The organism is Marivita sp. GX14005 (genome assembly GCF_023370775.1).
GTDB lineage: Bacteria > Pseudomonadota > Alphaproteobacteria > Rhodobacterales > Rhodobacteraceae > Marivita.
Genome location: NZ_JAMCCQ010000005.1, coordinates 1 through 15,126, shown reverse-complemented (window position 1 = coordinate 15,126; position 15,126 = coordinate 1). Strand labels below are relative to the sequence as shown.

The 15,126-nt window shown below is 63.5% G+C and carries 13 protein-coding genes; 6 read left to right on the top strand and 7 right to left on the bottom strand.

Annotated elements, in window-relative coordinates; genetic code table 11:
• Positions 1 to 6: 6 nt before the first annotated feature.
• From radA to purF, 3 genes are all read left to right on the top strand, one after another.
• Complete coding sequence (gene radA / locus M3465_RS13975) at positions 7 to 1,371, top strand: DNA repair protein RadA (RefSeq protein WP_249502392.1); 1,365 nt, start codon at positions 7 to 9, stop codon at positions 1,369 to 1,371.
• A 32-nt stretch (positions 1,372 to 1,403) separates the two neighbouring features.
• Positions 1,404 to 1,976, top strand: a complete 573-nt coding sequence (locus M3465_RS13970) for a CvpA family protein (RefSeq protein ID WP_249502391.1) — start codon at positions 1,404 to 1,406, stop codon at positions 1,974 to 1,976.
• A gap of 91 nt (positions 1,977 to 2,067) precedes the next feature.
• Entirely contained in the window at positions 2,068 to 3,525 is a 1,458-nt protein-coding gene (gene purF, locus M3465_RS13965; protein WP_249502728.1) for an amidophosphoribosyltransferase, read from the top strand.
• Between the two features lie 69 nt (positions 3,526 to 3,594).
• Here purF and M3465_RS13960 read toward each other — a convergent pair whose 3' ends face one another.
• The 5 genes from M3465_RS13960 to M3465_RS13940 form a co-directional block, all read right to left on the bottom strand.
• Positions 3,595 to 4,683: an ABC transporter ATP-binding protein gene (locus tag M3465_RS13960; RefSeq protein ID WP_249502390.1), complete on the bottom strand. Its 1,089-nt coding sequence runs from the start codon at positions 4,681 to 4,683 to the stop codon at positions 3,595 to 3,597.
• A gap of 25 nt (positions 4,684 to 4,708) precedes the next feature.
• The gene (locus tag M3465_RS13955; RefSeq protein WP_249502389.1) at positions 4,709 to 6,364 is read right to left on the bottom strand and encodes an alpha-amylase family glycosyl hydrolase; all 1,656 of its coding nucleotides are present in this window, start codon (positions 6,362 to 6,364) and stop codon (positions 4,709 to 4,711) included.
• 68 nt (positions 6,365 to 6,432) lie between these two features.
• The gene (locus tag M3465_RS13950; RefSeq protein ID WP_249502388.1) at positions 6,433 to 7,590 is read right to left on the bottom strand and encodes a carbohydrate ABC transporter permease; all 1,158 of its coding nucleotides are present in this window, start codon (positions 7,588 to 7,590) and stop codon (positions 6,433 to 6,435) included.
• 27 nt (positions 7,591 to 7,617) lie between these two features.
• Positions 7,618 to 8,619: a carbohydrate ABC transporter permease gene (locus M3465_RS13945; protein ID WP_249502387.1), complete on the bottom strand. Its 1,002-nt coding sequence runs from the start codon at positions 8,617 to 8,619 to the stop codon at positions 7,618 to 7,620.
• A 91-nt stretch (positions 8,620 to 8,710) separates the two neighbouring features.
• On the bottom strand, positions 8,711 to 9,979 hold the full coding sequence (locus tag M3465_RS13940; protein WP_249502386.1) for an ABC transporter substrate-binding protein: 1,269 nt from the start codon (positions 9,977 to 9,979) through the stop codon (positions 8,711 to 8,713).
• A 239-nt stretch (positions 9,980 to 10,218) separates the two neighbouring features.
• Here M3465_RS13940 and M3465_RS13935 point away from each other — a divergent pair, with 239 nt between their 5' ends.
• From M3465_RS13935 to M3465_RS13925, 3 genes are read left to right on the top strand one after another with little or no spacing between them, the layout of a single operon-like run.
• Positions 10,219 to 11,244: a substrate-binding domain-containing protein gene (locus tag M3465_RS13935; protein WP_249502385.1), complete on the top strand. Its 1,026-nt coding sequence runs from the start codon at positions 10,219 to 10,221 to the stop codon at positions 11,242 to 11,244.
• 12 nt (positions 11,245 to 11,256) lie between these two features.
• Entirely contained in the window at positions 11,257 to 12,585 is a 1,329-nt protein-coding gene (locus M3465_RS13930) for a GH1 family beta-glucosidase (protein ID WP_249502384.1), read from the top strand.
• A gap of 1 nt (position 12,586) precedes the next feature.
• Positions 12,587 to 13,549: a glucokinase gene (locus M3465_RS13925; RefSeq protein WP_249502383.1), complete on the top strand. Its 963-nt coding sequence runs from the start codon at positions 12,587 to 12,589 to the stop codon at positions 13,547 to 13,549.
• 14 nt (positions 13,550 to 13,563) lie between these two features.
• On the opposite strand, the gene M3465_RS13920 is transcribed toward M3465_RS13925, so the two are convergent.
• Both M3465_RS13920 and M3465_RS13915 read right to left on the bottom strand, forming a co-directional pair.
• Positions 13,564 to 14,430 carry a 2-dehydro-3-deoxygalactonokinase gene (locus M3465_RS13920; RefSeq protein ID WP_249502382.1) on the bottom strand — a complete coding sequence of 289 codons (867 nt, stop codon included), beginning with the start codon at positions 14,428 to 14,430 and terminating at the stop codon, positions 13,564 to 13,566.
• 4 nt (positions 14,431 to 14,434) lie between these two features.
• On the bottom strand, positions 14,435 to 14,956 hold the full coding sequence (locus tag M3465_RS13915; protein WP_249502381.1) for an acyloxyacyl hydrolase: 522 nt from the start codon (positions 14,954 to 14,956) through the stop codon (positions 14,435 to 14,437).
• Positions 14,957 to 15,126 lie beyond the last annotated feature (170 nt).

Below are 15,126 nucleotides of genomic sequence, written 5' to 3'. Positions count from 1 at the left end.
AACGGCATGGCGAAAAACGCGACCTTCCTCTGCCAGAGCTGCGGCAACAGCACGACCAAGTGGTCGGGCCGCTGCGATGCGTGCGGTGAATGGAACTCGATCGTCGAGGAAGTGCCGCTTGCCGCCGGCCCTGCCTCCAAGACGCTCGGCACATCGAAGGGCCGCGCCCTGCCGCTGGGCGATCTGTCGGGCACCGAAACGCCGCCCCCGCGCACCATGTCAAAGCTCGATGAGCTTGACCGCGTGCTGGGCGGCGGACTGGTCCCTGCGTCCGCACTGCTGGTGGGGGGCGATCCGGGGATCGGCAAATCGACGCTCCTTCTGCAGGCCGCCGCCGCCTTCGCGCGCGCGGGCCTGAATGTCGTCTATATCTCGGGCGAGGAAGCCAGCGCGCAGGTGCGCATGCGCGCCGCGCGGCTGGGCCTGCGCGATGCGCCCGTGAAGCTGGCGACGGAAACCAACCTGCGCGACATCCTCACGACGCTGGAGACCGAAAAGCCGGACCTGGCGATCATCGATTCGATCCAGACGATGTGGGCCGACAACGTCGCCTCCGCGCCCGGCAGCGTGTCGCAGGTGCGCGCCTCGGCGCATGAGCTGACCAGCTTTGCCAAAAGGCGCGGCACCTCCGTCGTCATGGTCGGCCATGTCACCAAGGACGGACAGATCGCGGGGCCGCGCGTTGTCGAACACATGGTCGACACTGTGCTCTATTTCGAGGGCGAACGCGGTCACCAGTTCCGTATCCTGCGCGCGGTGAAAAACCGCTTCGGACCGGCCGACGAGATCGGCGTCTTCGAGATGACGGGCGAAGGGCTGGCGCAGGTGTCCAACCCATCCGCGCTCTTTTTGTCCGAACGCGGCGCGCCGACGCCCGGATCGGCGGTGTTCGCCGGAATCGAGGGCACGCGCCCCGTGCTGGTCGAATTCCAGGCACTTGTCGCGCCCACGCCGCATAGCCAGCCCCGCCGCACCGTCGTCGGCTGGGATGGCGGACGGCTGGCGATGATACTGGCGGTGCTGGAATCCCGCTGCGGCATCCCGTTCGCGGGCATGGATGTCTATCTCAATGTCGCCGGCGGCATGAAGGTGAGCGAACCGGCCGCCGATCTGGCCGTCGCCGCTGCGCTTCTGAGCGCGCGCGAGGATGTAGCCCTGCCCGCCGAGACGGTGGTTTTCGGCGAAATCAGCCTCTCCGGCGCGCTACGCCCCGTAGGGCAAACGGAAAACCGCTTGAAAGAAGCGCAAAAACTTGGTTTTTCCGCCGCAATCGTGCCAAAGGGGGGCAAGGCGCTGCCCAAGGGCGGGATCGACGTTACCGAAATCGACGCACTGACAAGTTTCGTCGGCGACGTGTTCGGCGCCGGTTGAGCCAAGGCAAATAACAGAAGGGCGAGAGATCGTTGGAAGGGTTCACCATTATTGACGCCATCGTGGCCGTCATCATCGTTCTCTCGGCGCTGCTGGCCTATTCGCGCGGCATCGTGCGCGAGACGCTCGCCATTCTCGGCTGGATCGCCGCCGCCATCGTCGGTTTCATGTTCGGCCCGCAACTGCGCCCGCTGATGTCGGAAATCCCTGTGATCGGCGAATTCATGGCCGGCAGTTGCGAGCTTTCGGTGATCGGCGGCTTCGCCGTCGTCTTCACCATCGCGCTGGTCATCATGTCCTTCCTGACACCGCTCTTCTCCTCGCTCGTGCAGCGCTCGGCGCTTGGCGGCGTGGATCAGGGTTTCGGCTTTCTCTTCGGCGTCGTGCGCGGGGTGCTGCTCGTCGCCATCGCGTTTTTCGTCTACGAGGTCGTCATCACCGCGCAGGACGTGCCGATGATCGATGACAGCCGCTCCGCCGCCGTGTTCAGCCGCATGACCGGCCAGATCGAGAACCAGAACCCCGAAGCGGCCCTCGGATGGATCACAGCGCAATATGAAAGCCTTGTCGGCGTCTGCGATGCACCTGCCGCGAACGAAACGTGATCCATCAGGCCGTGACACACGCGGCTCGCGCGCTTAAGAGGGGGGCAATCTTCCGCCCCGGATTCGGAGGTCCATCGTGTCCGACGCCCAAATGCCCCTCGCCCATCCGTTCGACGATGACAAGCTGAAGGAAGAATGCGGCATCTTCGGCGTTGTCGGCGTGGCCGATGCGGCGAATTTCGTCGCGCTCGGCCTGCACGCGCTGCAACATCGCGGTCAGGAAGCCGGCGGCATCGTTTCCTACGCGCCGGAGCACGGCTTCAATTCCGCCCGCCGCTTCGGCTATGTGCGCGATAATTTCACCTCTCAGAAACTGATGGAAACCCTGCCGGGCGCGCTGTCCATCGGCCATGTGCGCTATTCCACCGCCGGGTCCAAGGGCCAGACGCAGATGCGCGACGTGCAGCCCTTCTTCGGCGAATTTTCCATGGGCGGCGCGGCGATTGCCCATAACGGCAATATCACCAATGCCGAAGCGCTGCGACGCGAACTGATCGACCGCGGCTCGATCTTTCAAAGCTCGTCCGACAGCGAATGCATCATCCACCTGATGGCCCGATCACTGCAACGCAACATCCCCGAGCGGATGGAAGACGCGCTGCGCCGCGTGGAAGGCGCGTTCTCGGTCGTCGCGATGACCCGCACCAAGCTGATCGGCGTGCGCGATCCGCTCGGCGTGCGCCCGCTGGTGCTGGGCAGGATCGGCGACGGCTGGGCGCTGTCGTCGGAAACCTGCGCGCTCGACATCATCGGCGCGGAATATGTGCGCGAAATCGAACCGGGCGAAATGGTCGTCATCACCGCCGAACACGGTGTCGAATCGGTGCGCCCCTTCCGCCCCCGCAAGCCGCGCTTCTGCATCTTCGAGCATGTCTATTTCTCGCGCCCCGACAGCATCATCGGCAGCCGGTCGGTCTATGAAACCCGTCGGCAAATCGGCGTCGAACTGGCCCGCGAAGCGCCGGTGGACGCCGATCTCGTTTGCCCCGTCCCCGACAGCGGCACGCCGGCGGCCATCGGCTTCGCGTTCGAGTCGGGCATCCCCTATGGCATGGGGATCATCCGCAACCAGTATATGGGCCGCACCTTCATCGAACCGACCGAGCAGATCCGCAACATGGGCGTGCGGCTCAAGCTCAACGTCAACCGCGCGCTGATCAAGGGAAAGCGGGTGATCCTCGTCGATGACAGCGTGGTGCGCGGCACCACCTCTCGCAAGATCAAGGACATGATCCTCGATGCCGGCGCGGCCGAAGTGCATTTCCGCATCGCCTCTCCGCCCACCGCCTGGCCCTGCTTTTACGGCGTGGACACGCCGCAGCGCGAAAAGCTCCTCGCCGCCACGATGTCGGAGACCGAGATGCGCGATCATCTGGGTGTGGACAGCCTGCGCTTCATCTCGCTCGACGGGCTCTACCGCGCGGTCGGCGAAGCGTCGGGCCGCGACGCCGATTGCCCGCAATATTGCGATGCCTGCTTCTCGGGCGAATACCCGGTCGAGCCGTCGGACATGCTTGAAAAGGGCTTCCAGATGAAAGCCGCCGAATAAGGCTTCTCTGTTTCAAAAATATCTCGGGGGGAGGCGCTTCGCGCCGGGGGGCAGCGCCCCCCTTTCTGCCTAACGATAAAGCAGCGACCGCCCTTCGTGGAAAAGATGCACCTTCTCCGGCCGCGCGCCCAGCTTGACCGGCTTGCGCCGCAGATCGGCATGGATGCCCGGCAGCTTGCCGATCACCGGCTCCGCGCCATTCCGGGCCTCGAAATAAAGCAGCGTCACCTCGCCCAGCGCCTCGGTGATATCGACACGGCCTTCGAAAATATACTCGCCCGCCGTCTCGTCGAAATCCTCGGGCCGCACGCCGACAGTCACCTTCATCCCCATATCCGCCTCGGTGGTCGGGTAGTCCGACACCGCGACGCCGCCACCTTCCATTGCAACCCTGGTCTGCGCGCCGGTGCCGACGATCTCGCCCGGCAGCAGGTTCATCGCCGGTGAGCCGATGAATTGCGCCACGAATTCGCTATTGGGCCGCTCGTAAAGCTCCAGCGGCGCGCCCACCTGCGCAATGCCCTTGTTCGCCAGAACGACGATGCGGCTGGCGAGGGTCATCGCCTCGACCTGATCGTGCGTGACATAGATCATCGTCGATTCCGGCATCTGCTCCTTGAGCTGCGCGATCTCGATCCGCGTCGCCACGCGCAGCGCGGCATCGAGGTTGGAAAGCGGCTCGTCGAACAGATAGACCTTCGGATCGCGCACGATGGACCGCCCGATCGCCACACGCTGCCGCTGCCCGCCCGAAAGCGCCTTTGGCAGACGGTCGAGATATTCGTCCAGTTGCAGCATCTTCGCCGCCCGGTCCACCGCTGCGTCGATCTCGGATTGCGGCTTCTTGGCGATCTTGAGCGCGAAACTCATGTTCTCGCGCACGGTCATATGCGGATAAAGCGCGTAGGACTGGAATACCATGGCGATCCCGCGCATCGCGGGCGGCATGTCGTTGACGCGCTCGCCGTCGATTTCCAGCGTGCCGCCGGTGATCTTCTCCAGCCCCGCGATCATCCGCAGGAGGGTCGACTTGCCGCAGCCGGACGGGCCGACAAAGACGATCAGCTCCCCTTGCTCGATCTCCAGATTGATATCGTTCAGCACGTTCACCGAACCGGCATAGGTCTTTTCAACATCCGTCAGCTTGAGATTGGCCATATCGTCCCTCCCCTGTCCCGTTCGATCAGGCTTTCATTTTCAGCGCGAGGCTGGGTTGCCACGGGCCGAGATGCAGCTTGCCGTCAGGCTGCGGGCCGATGCTGCCCAGCTCCTGCCCGATCTGCGTCCAGGCGCCTTGCGGCATGTCGATCACCGCCGGCTCGTCGCTCAAGTTGAAGGCGCAGAAAATGGTCTGCCCCTCGTGGCTGCGCGTGAAATGCACGATGGGCCCGGTCGCGTTCACCTTGCCGTCATCGCCCCGGGCGAGCGCCGGGTGGGCATGGCGAAACGCGATGACACGGCGGTAGTGATGCAGGATCGCCGCCGGATCCTCTTCCTGATGCGCGACGGTGCGCTGCAGATGCTCATGGCTGACCGGCAGCCAGGGCATGCCGGTCGAAAAGCCGCCATTCTGGTTCGACGCTTCCCACACCATCGGCGTCCGGCATCCGTCGCGGCCCTTGAATTCGGGCCAGAATTCGATGCCGTAAGGGTCTTGCAGATCCTCGAAGGCCACCTCGGCCTCGCGCAGTCCGAGTTCCTCGCCCTGGTAAAGGCAGGTAGAGCCGCGCAGGCACATGATGAGCGTCGCCATCAGCTTGACGCCCGCATGATCGAGATCCCAGCGCGTCGCATGACGCGTCACGTCATGGTTCGAAAACGCCCAGCAAGGCCAGCCATCGGTCGCAACCTCGTCCACCCGGTTGAGCACTTGCGCCACCTCGCGTGCCGAAGGGCGGGCATTGCCGAGAAATTCGAACGCATAGCACATCTGCATCAGATCGTCGCCGGCGGTGTATTCGCCCAGCAATTCCAGCCCGCGCTGTGCATCGCCGATCTCGCCGACGGCGGCGGCACCATAAGGCTCCATCACGGCGCGCAAGCGGCGCAGGAAATCGAGGTTCTCCGGCTGGTTCTTGTCGTAGAGATGTTCCTGGTGGTTATAGGGGTTCACACGCGGCGCGATGGTGGCGTTGCGCATCTCGGGGGGCAGCGGCGGGTTGTCGCGAAGCTGCGCGTCATGCATGTAGAAGTTGATCGTATCGAGCCGGAAGCCATCGACGCCGCGGTCCAGCCAGAACCGCGCGACGTCGAGCAACGCGTCCTGAACGGCGGGTTCATGAAAGTTCAGATCGGGTTGCGAGGTCAGGAAGTTGTGCAGGTAATACTGCTCACGCCCGCCATCCCATTGCCAGGCCGGCCCGCCGAAGATCGACAGCCAGTTGTTCGGCGGCGTGCCATCCGGTTTCGGATCGGCCCAGACATACCAGTTCGCCCGGTCATTGTCGCGGCTCAGCCGGCTTTGCTGGAACCACGGGTGCTGGTCCGATGTGTGGCTCAGCACCAGATCGATCATCACCCGCATCCCGTGCTGATGCGCGGTATGAATGACCGCATCGAAATCGGCGAGGCTGCCGAACATCGGATCGACATCGCAGTAATTGCTGACGTCATAGCCGAAATCCTTCATCGGAGAAGTGAAGAACGGGCTGATCCAGACCGCATCGACGCCGAGCGAGGCGACATAGGGCAGCCGCTGCGCGATGCCCAGAAGGTCGCCGATCCCGTCTCCATTGCTGTCCTGGAAGCTGCGCGGATAGATCTGGTAGATCACCGCCCCCCGCCACCAGTCCCGATCCATCGCGGGCATCTCGTCCGCCTTGATCCGTGCAACGCTCATGTCTTGTCTTTCTCTGGTTCGGCCCGTTTTGGGCCTGATGTGTTAGATATAACGCCCACGTGCCGCGTCTACTTGACCGATCCGGCCAGCAGCCCGCGCACGAGGTATTTCTGCATCGCGAAGAACACCAGCAGCGGCACCGCGATGGACACGAAGGCCGCTGTGGCGAGGATTTCCCAATTGCCGCCGCGCGTGCCCAGCAATTCGACGATCTGGTTCGTCATCACCGTGGTCTGCCCCGTCGCGTCGATCAGGAACACCTTGGCGACCAGCAGGTCGTTCCAGGTCCAGAGGAACTGGAAGATCGCGAAACTGGCCAGCGCCGGGAAGCTGAGCGGCAGGATGATCTTGGTGAAGATCTGGAATTCGGTCGCTCCGTCCACCCGCGCATTCTCGATGATGTCACGCGGCAGACCGACCATGTAATTGCGCAAAAGATAGATCGCCAGAGGCAAACCGAAGCCGGTATGCGCCAGCCATGTGCCGAGATATCCCTTGCCGATGCCGATATTGAGGTGAAGCTTCAACAGCGGAATGAGCGCCAGTTGCAGCGGCACCACCAAGAGCCCCACCACCGCCGCGATCAGCAGCGCGCGACCGGGAAAATCCATCCAGGCCAGCGCATAGGCCGCGAAGGCCGCGATCACGATGGGAATGATCGTCGCCGGGATCGTCACCGTCAGCGTGTTGAAGAACGCCTTTGCCATGCTGTCCGTCCGGTCGCCGGAAAAAAGCACCTGCTCGTAATTGGCCAGCGTGAAATCGGGCGGCAATTCGGCGGTGACGAACACGCGCTGGCCCCGGTTGCCGCCGATTTCCTCGGCGCTTTCGATGCGGTAATCGCCATTGGCCTCGACCGTGATCGTCCCGCCACGGCGCAGCTCTGCCGTGTCGCCGGGGGCATAGGCGCCCACATCGCGTGAGGACGTGCCCCAGGCGGACATGTCGATGCCTTCAGGCAGGTTCTCTCCGGTGAAGAGATTGCCCTCGATCACGTAGACACCGTTTTGCAATTCCTGCGCATCCGCACCAGCGGCGCGCACGACAAGGCTCTGCTCGGTCGGGAAAAGCGCCTTCCACCAGCCCGACGATGAGATCTGATCCGCCGTGCGGAAGGAAGACACGAAAAGCCCCACCGTCGGAAAGAGCCAGAGAATGACCAGCAGCGCGACCGAGATATGCACCGCCCATGTCAGCGAGGATTTGGTTCCGGCGATGTTATCCACAACTTGCCTCCTTGTGAGCGCGGGCCATCAGCGCATCTCCTTGCGGGCATTGCGCACGTTCCAGACAAGGATCGGCGTGACCAGCAGCATGATGACGATGGCGCTGGCCGATCCGACACCCCAGTCATTCGCGCGGAAGAGCTTGTCGAACATGTAATTCGCCAGAACCTGCGTTTCCCATTGCCCGTTGGTCATGGCGAACACGATGTCGAAAATCTTGAGAACCACCAGCGTGATCGTCGTCCAGACCACCACGATCGTGCCGGCGATCTGCGGGATCTTGATCTTGAAGAAAATCTGCAACGGGCTGGCTCCGTCCACGATGGCCGCCTCGATGGTTTCCTCGGGGATGCCGCGCAGGGCGGCCGAGAGGATCACCATGGCAAAGCCGGTCTGGATCCAGATCAGGACGATCATCAAAAGGAAACTGTTCCAGATCGGGATCGTCAGCCATTGCTGCGGATCATTGCCCGTCATCCAGACATAGACCGCGTTGAGAACGCCGATCTGTTCGGTTCCCGGCGGGCGCGCATCGTAGACCAGCTTCCAGATCACCGCCGCGCCGACGAAGGAAATCGCCATCGGCATGAAGATCAGCGATTTGGCGATATTGCCCCATTTGATCCGGTCGGTGAGCTGCGCCGCCAGCAGTCCGAAGGCGGTGGACAGGGCCGGCACCACGATGAGCCAAAGCATGTTGTTGCGCATCGCTTCCCAGAATTTCGGCTCCGACGCCATTTGCTGGTAATTCGCCAGCCCCACGAACGCCCCGCCCTGATCGCGGTCGGTCAGCGACAGGCGGATTGTCTCGAACACCGGATAGGCAAGATAGAGCCCCAGCGCGAGGATGGCGGGCAGAAGGAAGAGCCATGGCCGCACCATGTTGGCACGGTTGATGTTCTTTCCTGCGTTCGTCCCGCGCGCCGGAAACACCACCTTGTCGAGCAACTGGTTGGAGAAATAGAAATACGCCAGGCAGCCGCCGACACCGATGGCAATGGTCACGAGACCTTGTATTGCGGGGTTCATGTCGTCCCTCCCGGAAGCTGCGCCGTGGCTTTGCGTTTTTGGGGCTACGGGCCGCCCTATACGGCGGACGACCCTGCATTTTCGCAAAACGCTATTTGATTGCGTCCCAGCTGTCCTGGATGTCGCTCGCGACCTTTTCAGCATCCGCGCCGCCGGCGTAATCGACCATGCCCGTCCAGAACGTGCCGGCACCCACGCCGCCCGGCATCAGGTCGGACGCATCGAAGCGGAAGGTCGTGGCATCGAGAAGGATCTGGTTCATCTTGGCGGTCGGCTCGTCCACGAATTTGGAGCTGTCGACACCCTGAAGCGGCGTCAGGAAGCCGCCATTGGCCATCCAGATCTCATGCGCGTCGGTCGTCTGTAGATAGGCGATCAGATCATGCGCCGCCTCGCTTTCGTTGGTGATCGCCCAAAGCGTGCCGGCGCCCAGCACCGGCTGGCCGAGATCCTTGTTCTCATAAGCGGGCAGATAGAAGAAATCCGCGTCGAACCCGACCTCGGTGCCTTCCGGGAAGAAAGCCGGAATGAAGGACGCTTGGCGGTGCATGTAGCATTGCGGCGGCGCGGCAAAGAGACCCTTGGGGCTGTCGCGGAAATCGGTGGAGGCCACAGCCCCTGCACCGCCCGCCACATAATCGTCATTGCGCGCGAAGGCGCCGAATTCCTCGATCGCGGCAACAACGCGCGGATCGTCGAAGGGAATCTCGTTGTTCACCCACTGGTCATAGACCTCGGGGGGCTGCGTGCGCAGCATCATGTCCTCGACCCAGTCGGTCGCCGGCCAGCCGGTCGCGCCGCCCGATCCCAGACCGATGCACCAGGGCGTTTCGCCATCCTCGACGATCTGCTCGGTCAGCGCCTTGAGCTCTTCCATCGTCTCGGGAATCTCGTAGCCCGCATCCTCGAAATTTTCCGGCACATACCAGACCATCGATTTCACATCGACCTTGTAGAACAGGCCATAGAGATGATCCTCGCCATCCGGCCCTTCGAATGTCGCAAGATCGACCCACGACTCCCCGGCGGCGTAATTTTCGCGAATCCAGTCGGCGGTGCCATCCTTGAGCGGCGTCAGGAAACCGCGCTTCGCCATGTCGGAGGCAAGCCCCGGCTGCGGAAACACCGATACGTTCGGCGCGGAGCCCGCTTCGGCATCGACGACGATCTGCTGCTCGAAACTGTCGGAGCCGACATAGCTGACATTGTGACCGGATTTTTCCGCGAAATCGGCCAGCACCTCTTCGACCATCGCCTGGTCGGGGCCGAGCCAGGGCCCGAACACCGTCAAATCCTCGGCAGAGGCGGCCCCGGCACAGAGCGCGAGAATCGCGGTGCCGGATGTGAGTGTCTTTTGCATGAAAGTCCTCCCGAATTGCGCGAGTGCCGCGCTTTGTTGGCTTCGCCCCGGAATCACTCCAAAGCGCTTTGGATGGCGCAGCGTCGCGCAATTCACACCTTCTGTCAATCCGTGCAGCCACGCGATCTTGTCAATCATATCATGAAAGTCAGCTTGCGTTTAGCGCTAAAACAGGGTTCCCACACTCACGAATTTATGCGTTAATCGCGCAACCTCTTTCAAAGCGCTTTGGAAAACCCGTGAATCTCAAGCAACTTTCCGAGCACCTCAAGCTCTCGCAAACCACGGTCAGCCGCGCGCTCAACGGCTATCCGGAGGTCAGCGAGGCGACACGGCAGCGCGTGCTCAAAGCAGCGCAGGATCTGAACTACCGTCCCAACACGCGTGCAAAGGGCCTCGCCACGGGGCGTTCCATGGCGATTGGGCACGTGATCCCGGTGTCGACCCAACACGAGATGGTCAATCCGGTTTTCGGCGATTTCATCGCCGGCGCCGGGGAGATCTACAGCCGCGAAGGTTATGACATGGTGCTGTCACTCATCGCGGACCGCGACGAGGCGAGCGCCTATCAGGATATCCGCTCGCGCGGGATGGTTGATGGGATCATCGTTCACGGCCCGGTCATCAACGATGTGCGGATCGCGATGCTGTCGCGGATCGGGTTGCCCTTTGTCGTGCATGGGCGCTCGACCGATGTGAACCTGCCCTATTCCTGGGTCGATGTGAACAATCGCGGCGCGTTCGAGCGCGGCACGCAATTCCTGATCGAACTGGGGCATCGGCGGATCGGGCTGCTCAACGGGCTGGAGCATATGGATTACGCCTTCCGCCGCCGCAGCGGATATGAGCGCGCGCTGGCCGCGCAGGGGCTTGCGCCCGACCCCGCGCTGATGCGCAGCGCCGAGATGACCGAGATTTATGGCTATCGCGCCGCCAGGGAAATGCTGATGCTCGGCGATGCGCCGACCGCGTTCCTGTGCTCCTCTATCATCACTGCCATCGGCGTACGCCGCGCGGTTCACGAGGCGGGCCTGACACTGGCGCGCGACGTGTCGGTGATCACCTTTGACGACGAGTTGAGCTATTTGCAGAACGGCGATGACGTGCCGATCTTCACAGCGCTGCGCTCATCGGTGCGCCAAGCCGGTCGGCAGGCGGCGGACATGCTGTTGTCGCTGATCGCAAGGCCGAAGGATGCGCCCGGATCGCAATTGCTGGAGGCCGACCTGATCATCGGCCGCTCGACCGGCCCGGCGCCGCGCTGAAGGAATCCAACGATGCTGAATTTCACCCGCGCCGATTTCCCCGAAGGCTTCCTGTTCGGCACGGCCACATCGAGCTACCAGACCGAAGGCCATAGCTTCGGCGGGGCCGGCCCGACCCATTGGGACAGCTTCGCCGCAACGCCCGGCAATGTCGTGCGGGCCGAAAATGGCGATATCGCCTGCGATCATTACCACCGCTTCGCTGAGGATTTCGATCTGGTCGCGCGGGCCGGATTCGATGCCTATCGTTTCTCGACAAGCTGGGCACGGGTGCTGCCCGAAGGGCGCGGCGCGGTCAACGAAGAGGGGCTCGATTTCTACGACCGGCTGGCCGACGCGCTGCTGGAGCGCGGGCTGAAACCCTGCGCCACGCTCTACCACTGGGAACTGCCCGCGCCGCTCGCCGATCTGGGCGGCTGGCGCAACCGCGATATCGCCGGTTGGTTCGCCGATTACACAGAGATCATCATGCGCCGCATCGGTGACCGGATGTTTTCGGTCGCGCCGATCAACGAGCCGTGGTGCGTTGGCTGGCTGTCGCATTTCCTCGGCCAGCACGCGCCCGGCCTGCGAGACATCCGCGCCACGGCGCACGCGATGCACCATGTCCTTCTGGCCCATGGCCGGGCGATCCAGACGATGCGCGCGCTAGGCCTGGATAACCTCGGCGGCGTGTTCAACCTGGAATGGGCCAGTCCCGCCGATGACAGCGAGGCCGCACGCGACGCCGCAGCGCTTTACGACGGCTATTACAACCGCTTCTTCCTGTCGGGCGTGTTCAAGGGATGCTACCCGGACAACGTGATGCAGGGGCTCGGCCCGCATATGCCGAAGGGATGGCACGACGATTTCGACGTGATCGGCGCCCCGCTCGATTGGTGCGGGATCAATTATTACACCCGCAAGGTGATCGCGCCGAACGATGGCCCCTGGCCGCATCATCACGAGATCGAAGGCCCGCTCGACAAAACCTTCATGGATTGGGAGATCTATCCGCAAGGGCTTTACGATTTCCTCATCCGTACCGCACGCGACTATACAGGCGATCTCCCGCTCTATGTGACAGAGAACGGCATGGCCGCGCCTGATATCATCGAGAATGGCCGGATCGACGATCCGCACCGGATCGCATATCTCGACGCCCATGTCGCAATGGTGCGCCAAGCCCTGGCAGAAGGGGTGCCGGTCAAGGGCTATTTCATCTGGTCCCTGCTCGACAATTACGAATGGGCGCTTGGCTATGATAAACGCTTCGGGCTGGTGCATGTCGATTTCGACACTCTGGACCGCACGCCCAAATCCTCCTATCACGCCCTGACAGTCGCGCTGACCCGGACCTGACATGACCCGAGACCTGACCGCCCTCGTCGCCGATCTCGGCGGCACCAACACCCGCGTTGCCCTGACGCGCGGCGCGCGCGTGCGCGAGGACACGATCCGGCGTTTCCGCAACGCCGATCATCCGGATCTCGGCGCGGTTCTGCGCGCCTATATGGCCGATTGCCCGGAAACACCGGACGCCGCCTGCGTCGCCATGGCCGGCCCGGTGCGCGACGGGGTGGGCGAGCTGACCAATCTCGACTGGATCGTCACCCGCAGCGCCGTGGCCGAAGCGACGGGCGCGCGCACCGTTGCCGTGCTGAACGATCTGCAGGCGCAGGGCCATGCGATCGATCATCTGGATCTCGACGCGGTGCAGACCATCCGCCCCGGCCGATCCGCAAGCGAACGCGCCGCGCGGCTGGTGATCGGGGTCGGCACGGGCATGAACGCCGCCGCGGTCTACCGGCTCGGGGATCGCACGCTGGTGCCGCCATCCGAGGCGGGCCACGTCTCCCTGCCCGCGCAGACGGATACCGAACTGCGCCTGCTGGACTGGATCGCATCGCGCCACGGCACGCCGGGGCTCGAAGACATCGTGTCGGGGCGCGGTTTCGAACGCATCTATGCGTGGCTCGGCGAGGAAGCGCGTGACAGCCGCGCGCTGAAGGCGTCCGCCATCATGCAGGCGCTGGAGGATGGCACCGACCCGCGCGCCCACGAGGCGGCGTGCATCTTCGTGCGCATGCTCGGGCGAGCGGTAGGCAACCTGACGCTGGTTCACCTGCCCTTCGGCGGCGTCTATCTTTGCGGCGGCGTGGCGAGGCATTTCGCGCCCCACCTCGACGCTTTGGGGTTTCACGCGGCCTTCATGGACAAGGGCCGCTTCGCCGATTTCATGGCGCAGTTTCCCGTGCATCTCGTAACCGATGATTACGCCGCGCTGACCGGATCGGCGGCGCATCTGGTCGAGCTTCTGGCCTGACGCCGGCGCGCGGCTCAGGCCTCGGCAAAGGCTGCCTTCAACCCTTCAAGCGTCATACGGTCCGCATCAGTCCGCTCCACCGGCACCGCCTGCGCCCCGAGCGCAGCGGCATAGGCGCGGCACAGCTTGTCCTCGCCAACAAGCGCGACCTGCTGGCCCAGCCAATAGGGGCGCGCGGCCGCAAGCTCGACCCCGATCAACACGCCGGCAAGCCGCGCGGCTTCCTGCCCGGAATCCGCCGACCCGAGCACATGCGCGGCCCGCAACGAAGACAGCCGCGCCGCCATCTCTGCCGGGCGCGTCATCGCCCCGGCCACCGCTTCGACAAAGGCGGCCTCGTCCCACGCATCTGCCGAGACCGCGCCGCCCAAAAGCCTGCTTTGGGCAAGACAATCGCGCAGTGTGCTGGTCAGGAAACTGCGAAAACTAACGATCTCGCCCGCACTGATATGCGCCCAGACGGTCTGCGCTTCGGGCAGGCAGATCACCCCGTCGAACTTAGGATTGAGCGCGAGATAGCCCTTGATCCGGGTCTCCGCCCCTTTGGTCAAATCCGTCGGCTGCGCTTGCCGAAGACCGGGCAGGAGCCACAGATCGAGCCCCACCCCTTGACACTTCACGGCGTTCGCCAGACCGGGCGGCGCACAGGGAACCGGCACGTATCCCCGCTCGGGATCTTCGATCAACGCAGGCAAACCGCTCGCCAATATCGGCACGCTCGGCGTTTCTCCTAAAACGGCGGTCAACGCATCCACGATATCGGTCGGCTTTTCAGCGCCACTTGCGCCGACTTCCCGCGAAGACCGCACCTCGCCGGCCCGAGACATCCCCCAGATCCGCAAGTGCGCACCGCGCCATTCGACCGCGATCCAATCCGCCATGGCGTCAATTCAACGGGATCGACAGCTTGAGCTGGACAGTCTCGACGCCCGGATTTTCGTCGTAGAGCCCCGCGTTGGAGCGGTGATCGTAACTCAGCGCAACGCGCCAACCGCGCACAGTCTCGTATCCCAATTCCAAACCGGAGCGAAACGCCACCTCACCGCCCAGATCGAAACCGCCATTGTCGAAATAAAGCCCCGGCATGGCATGCAATTCGGCATAGGCACCGCTTTGGCCGAAGAAATGGGCATAGGTGGCGCCATAGCCGATCCAGGTTTCGCCATTCTCGCCAAGGGACAACCCCGCCGCGGTGCCGAACGGCCCGAACTTCGTTCGCGTATCGTAGCGCAGATAGACCTCGGCCGCTGCATCAGCTTGTCTCTCCAGCACTTGCCCGCCCGAGATCGACAGGCGCGGCGTGACCTCCGAACGGCCAAGACAGCCCTCATCCGTGCCGCAATGGGACATCCCCATATCGGTCAACCCGGCGATCAACAACAAAGCCGCAAACGTCCCGTCCGCCATGGTGCATCTTCCTTCAGGTCATTGTTTCGGGCCGATTGCATCGGCGCGTGCGACGAATGTCAACCGCCGGACGACCGGTCGGCATGCGTCGGCATGGAAAGGGCGGCGTATCGGGCCCAAACGCAAAAAAGGCCAAACCGGAACGGCTTGGCCTTCAAAATGCGTTTTCC

What these genes read in the sequence shown, in the direction of transcription:
- M3465_RS13925 (WP_249502383.1), top strand. Translation starts at nt 12,587, where the DNA reads ATGACCCGAGACCTGACCGCCCTCGTCGCCGATCTCGGCGGCACCAAC.
- radA (WP_249502392.1), top strand. Translation starts at nt 7, where the DNA reads ATGGCGAAAAACGCGACCTTCCTCTGCCAGAGCTGCGGCAACAGCACG.
- M3465_RS13920 (WP_249502382.1), bottom strand. Translation starts at nt 14,430, where the DNA reads ATGGCGGATTGGATCGCGGTCGAATGGCGCGGTGCGCACTTGCGGATC.
- M3465_RS13960 (WP_249502390.1), bottom strand. Translation starts at nt 4,683, where the DNA reads ATGGCCAATCTCAAGCTGACGGATGTTGAAAAGACCTATGCCGGTTCG.
- M3465_RS13945 (WP_249502387.1), bottom strand. Translation starts at nt 8,619, where the DNA reads ATGAACCCCGCAATACAAGGTCTCGTGACCATTGCCATCGGTGTCGGC.
- purF (WP_249502728.1), top strand. Translation starts at nt 2,068, where the DNA reads ATGCCCCTCGCCCATCCGTTCGACGATGACAAGCTGAAGGAAGAATGC.
- M3465_RS13940 (WP_249502386.1), bottom strand. Translation starts at nt 9,979, where the DNA reads ATGCAAAAGACACTCACATCCGGCACCGCGATTCTCGCGCTCTGTGCC.
- M3465_RS13915 (WP_249502381.1), bottom strand. Translation starts at nt 14,956, where the DNA reads ATGGCGGACGGGACGTTTGCGGCTTTGTTGTTGATCGCCGGGTTGACC.
- M3465_RS13955 (WP_249502389.1), bottom strand. Translation starts at nt 6,364, where the DNA reads ATGAGCGTTGCACGGATCAAGGCGGACGAGATGCCCGCGATGGATCGG.
- M3465_RS13930 (WP_249502384.1), top strand. Translation starts at nt 11,257, where the DNA reads ATGCTGAATTTCACCCGCGCCGATTTCCCCGAAGGCTTCCTGTTCGGC.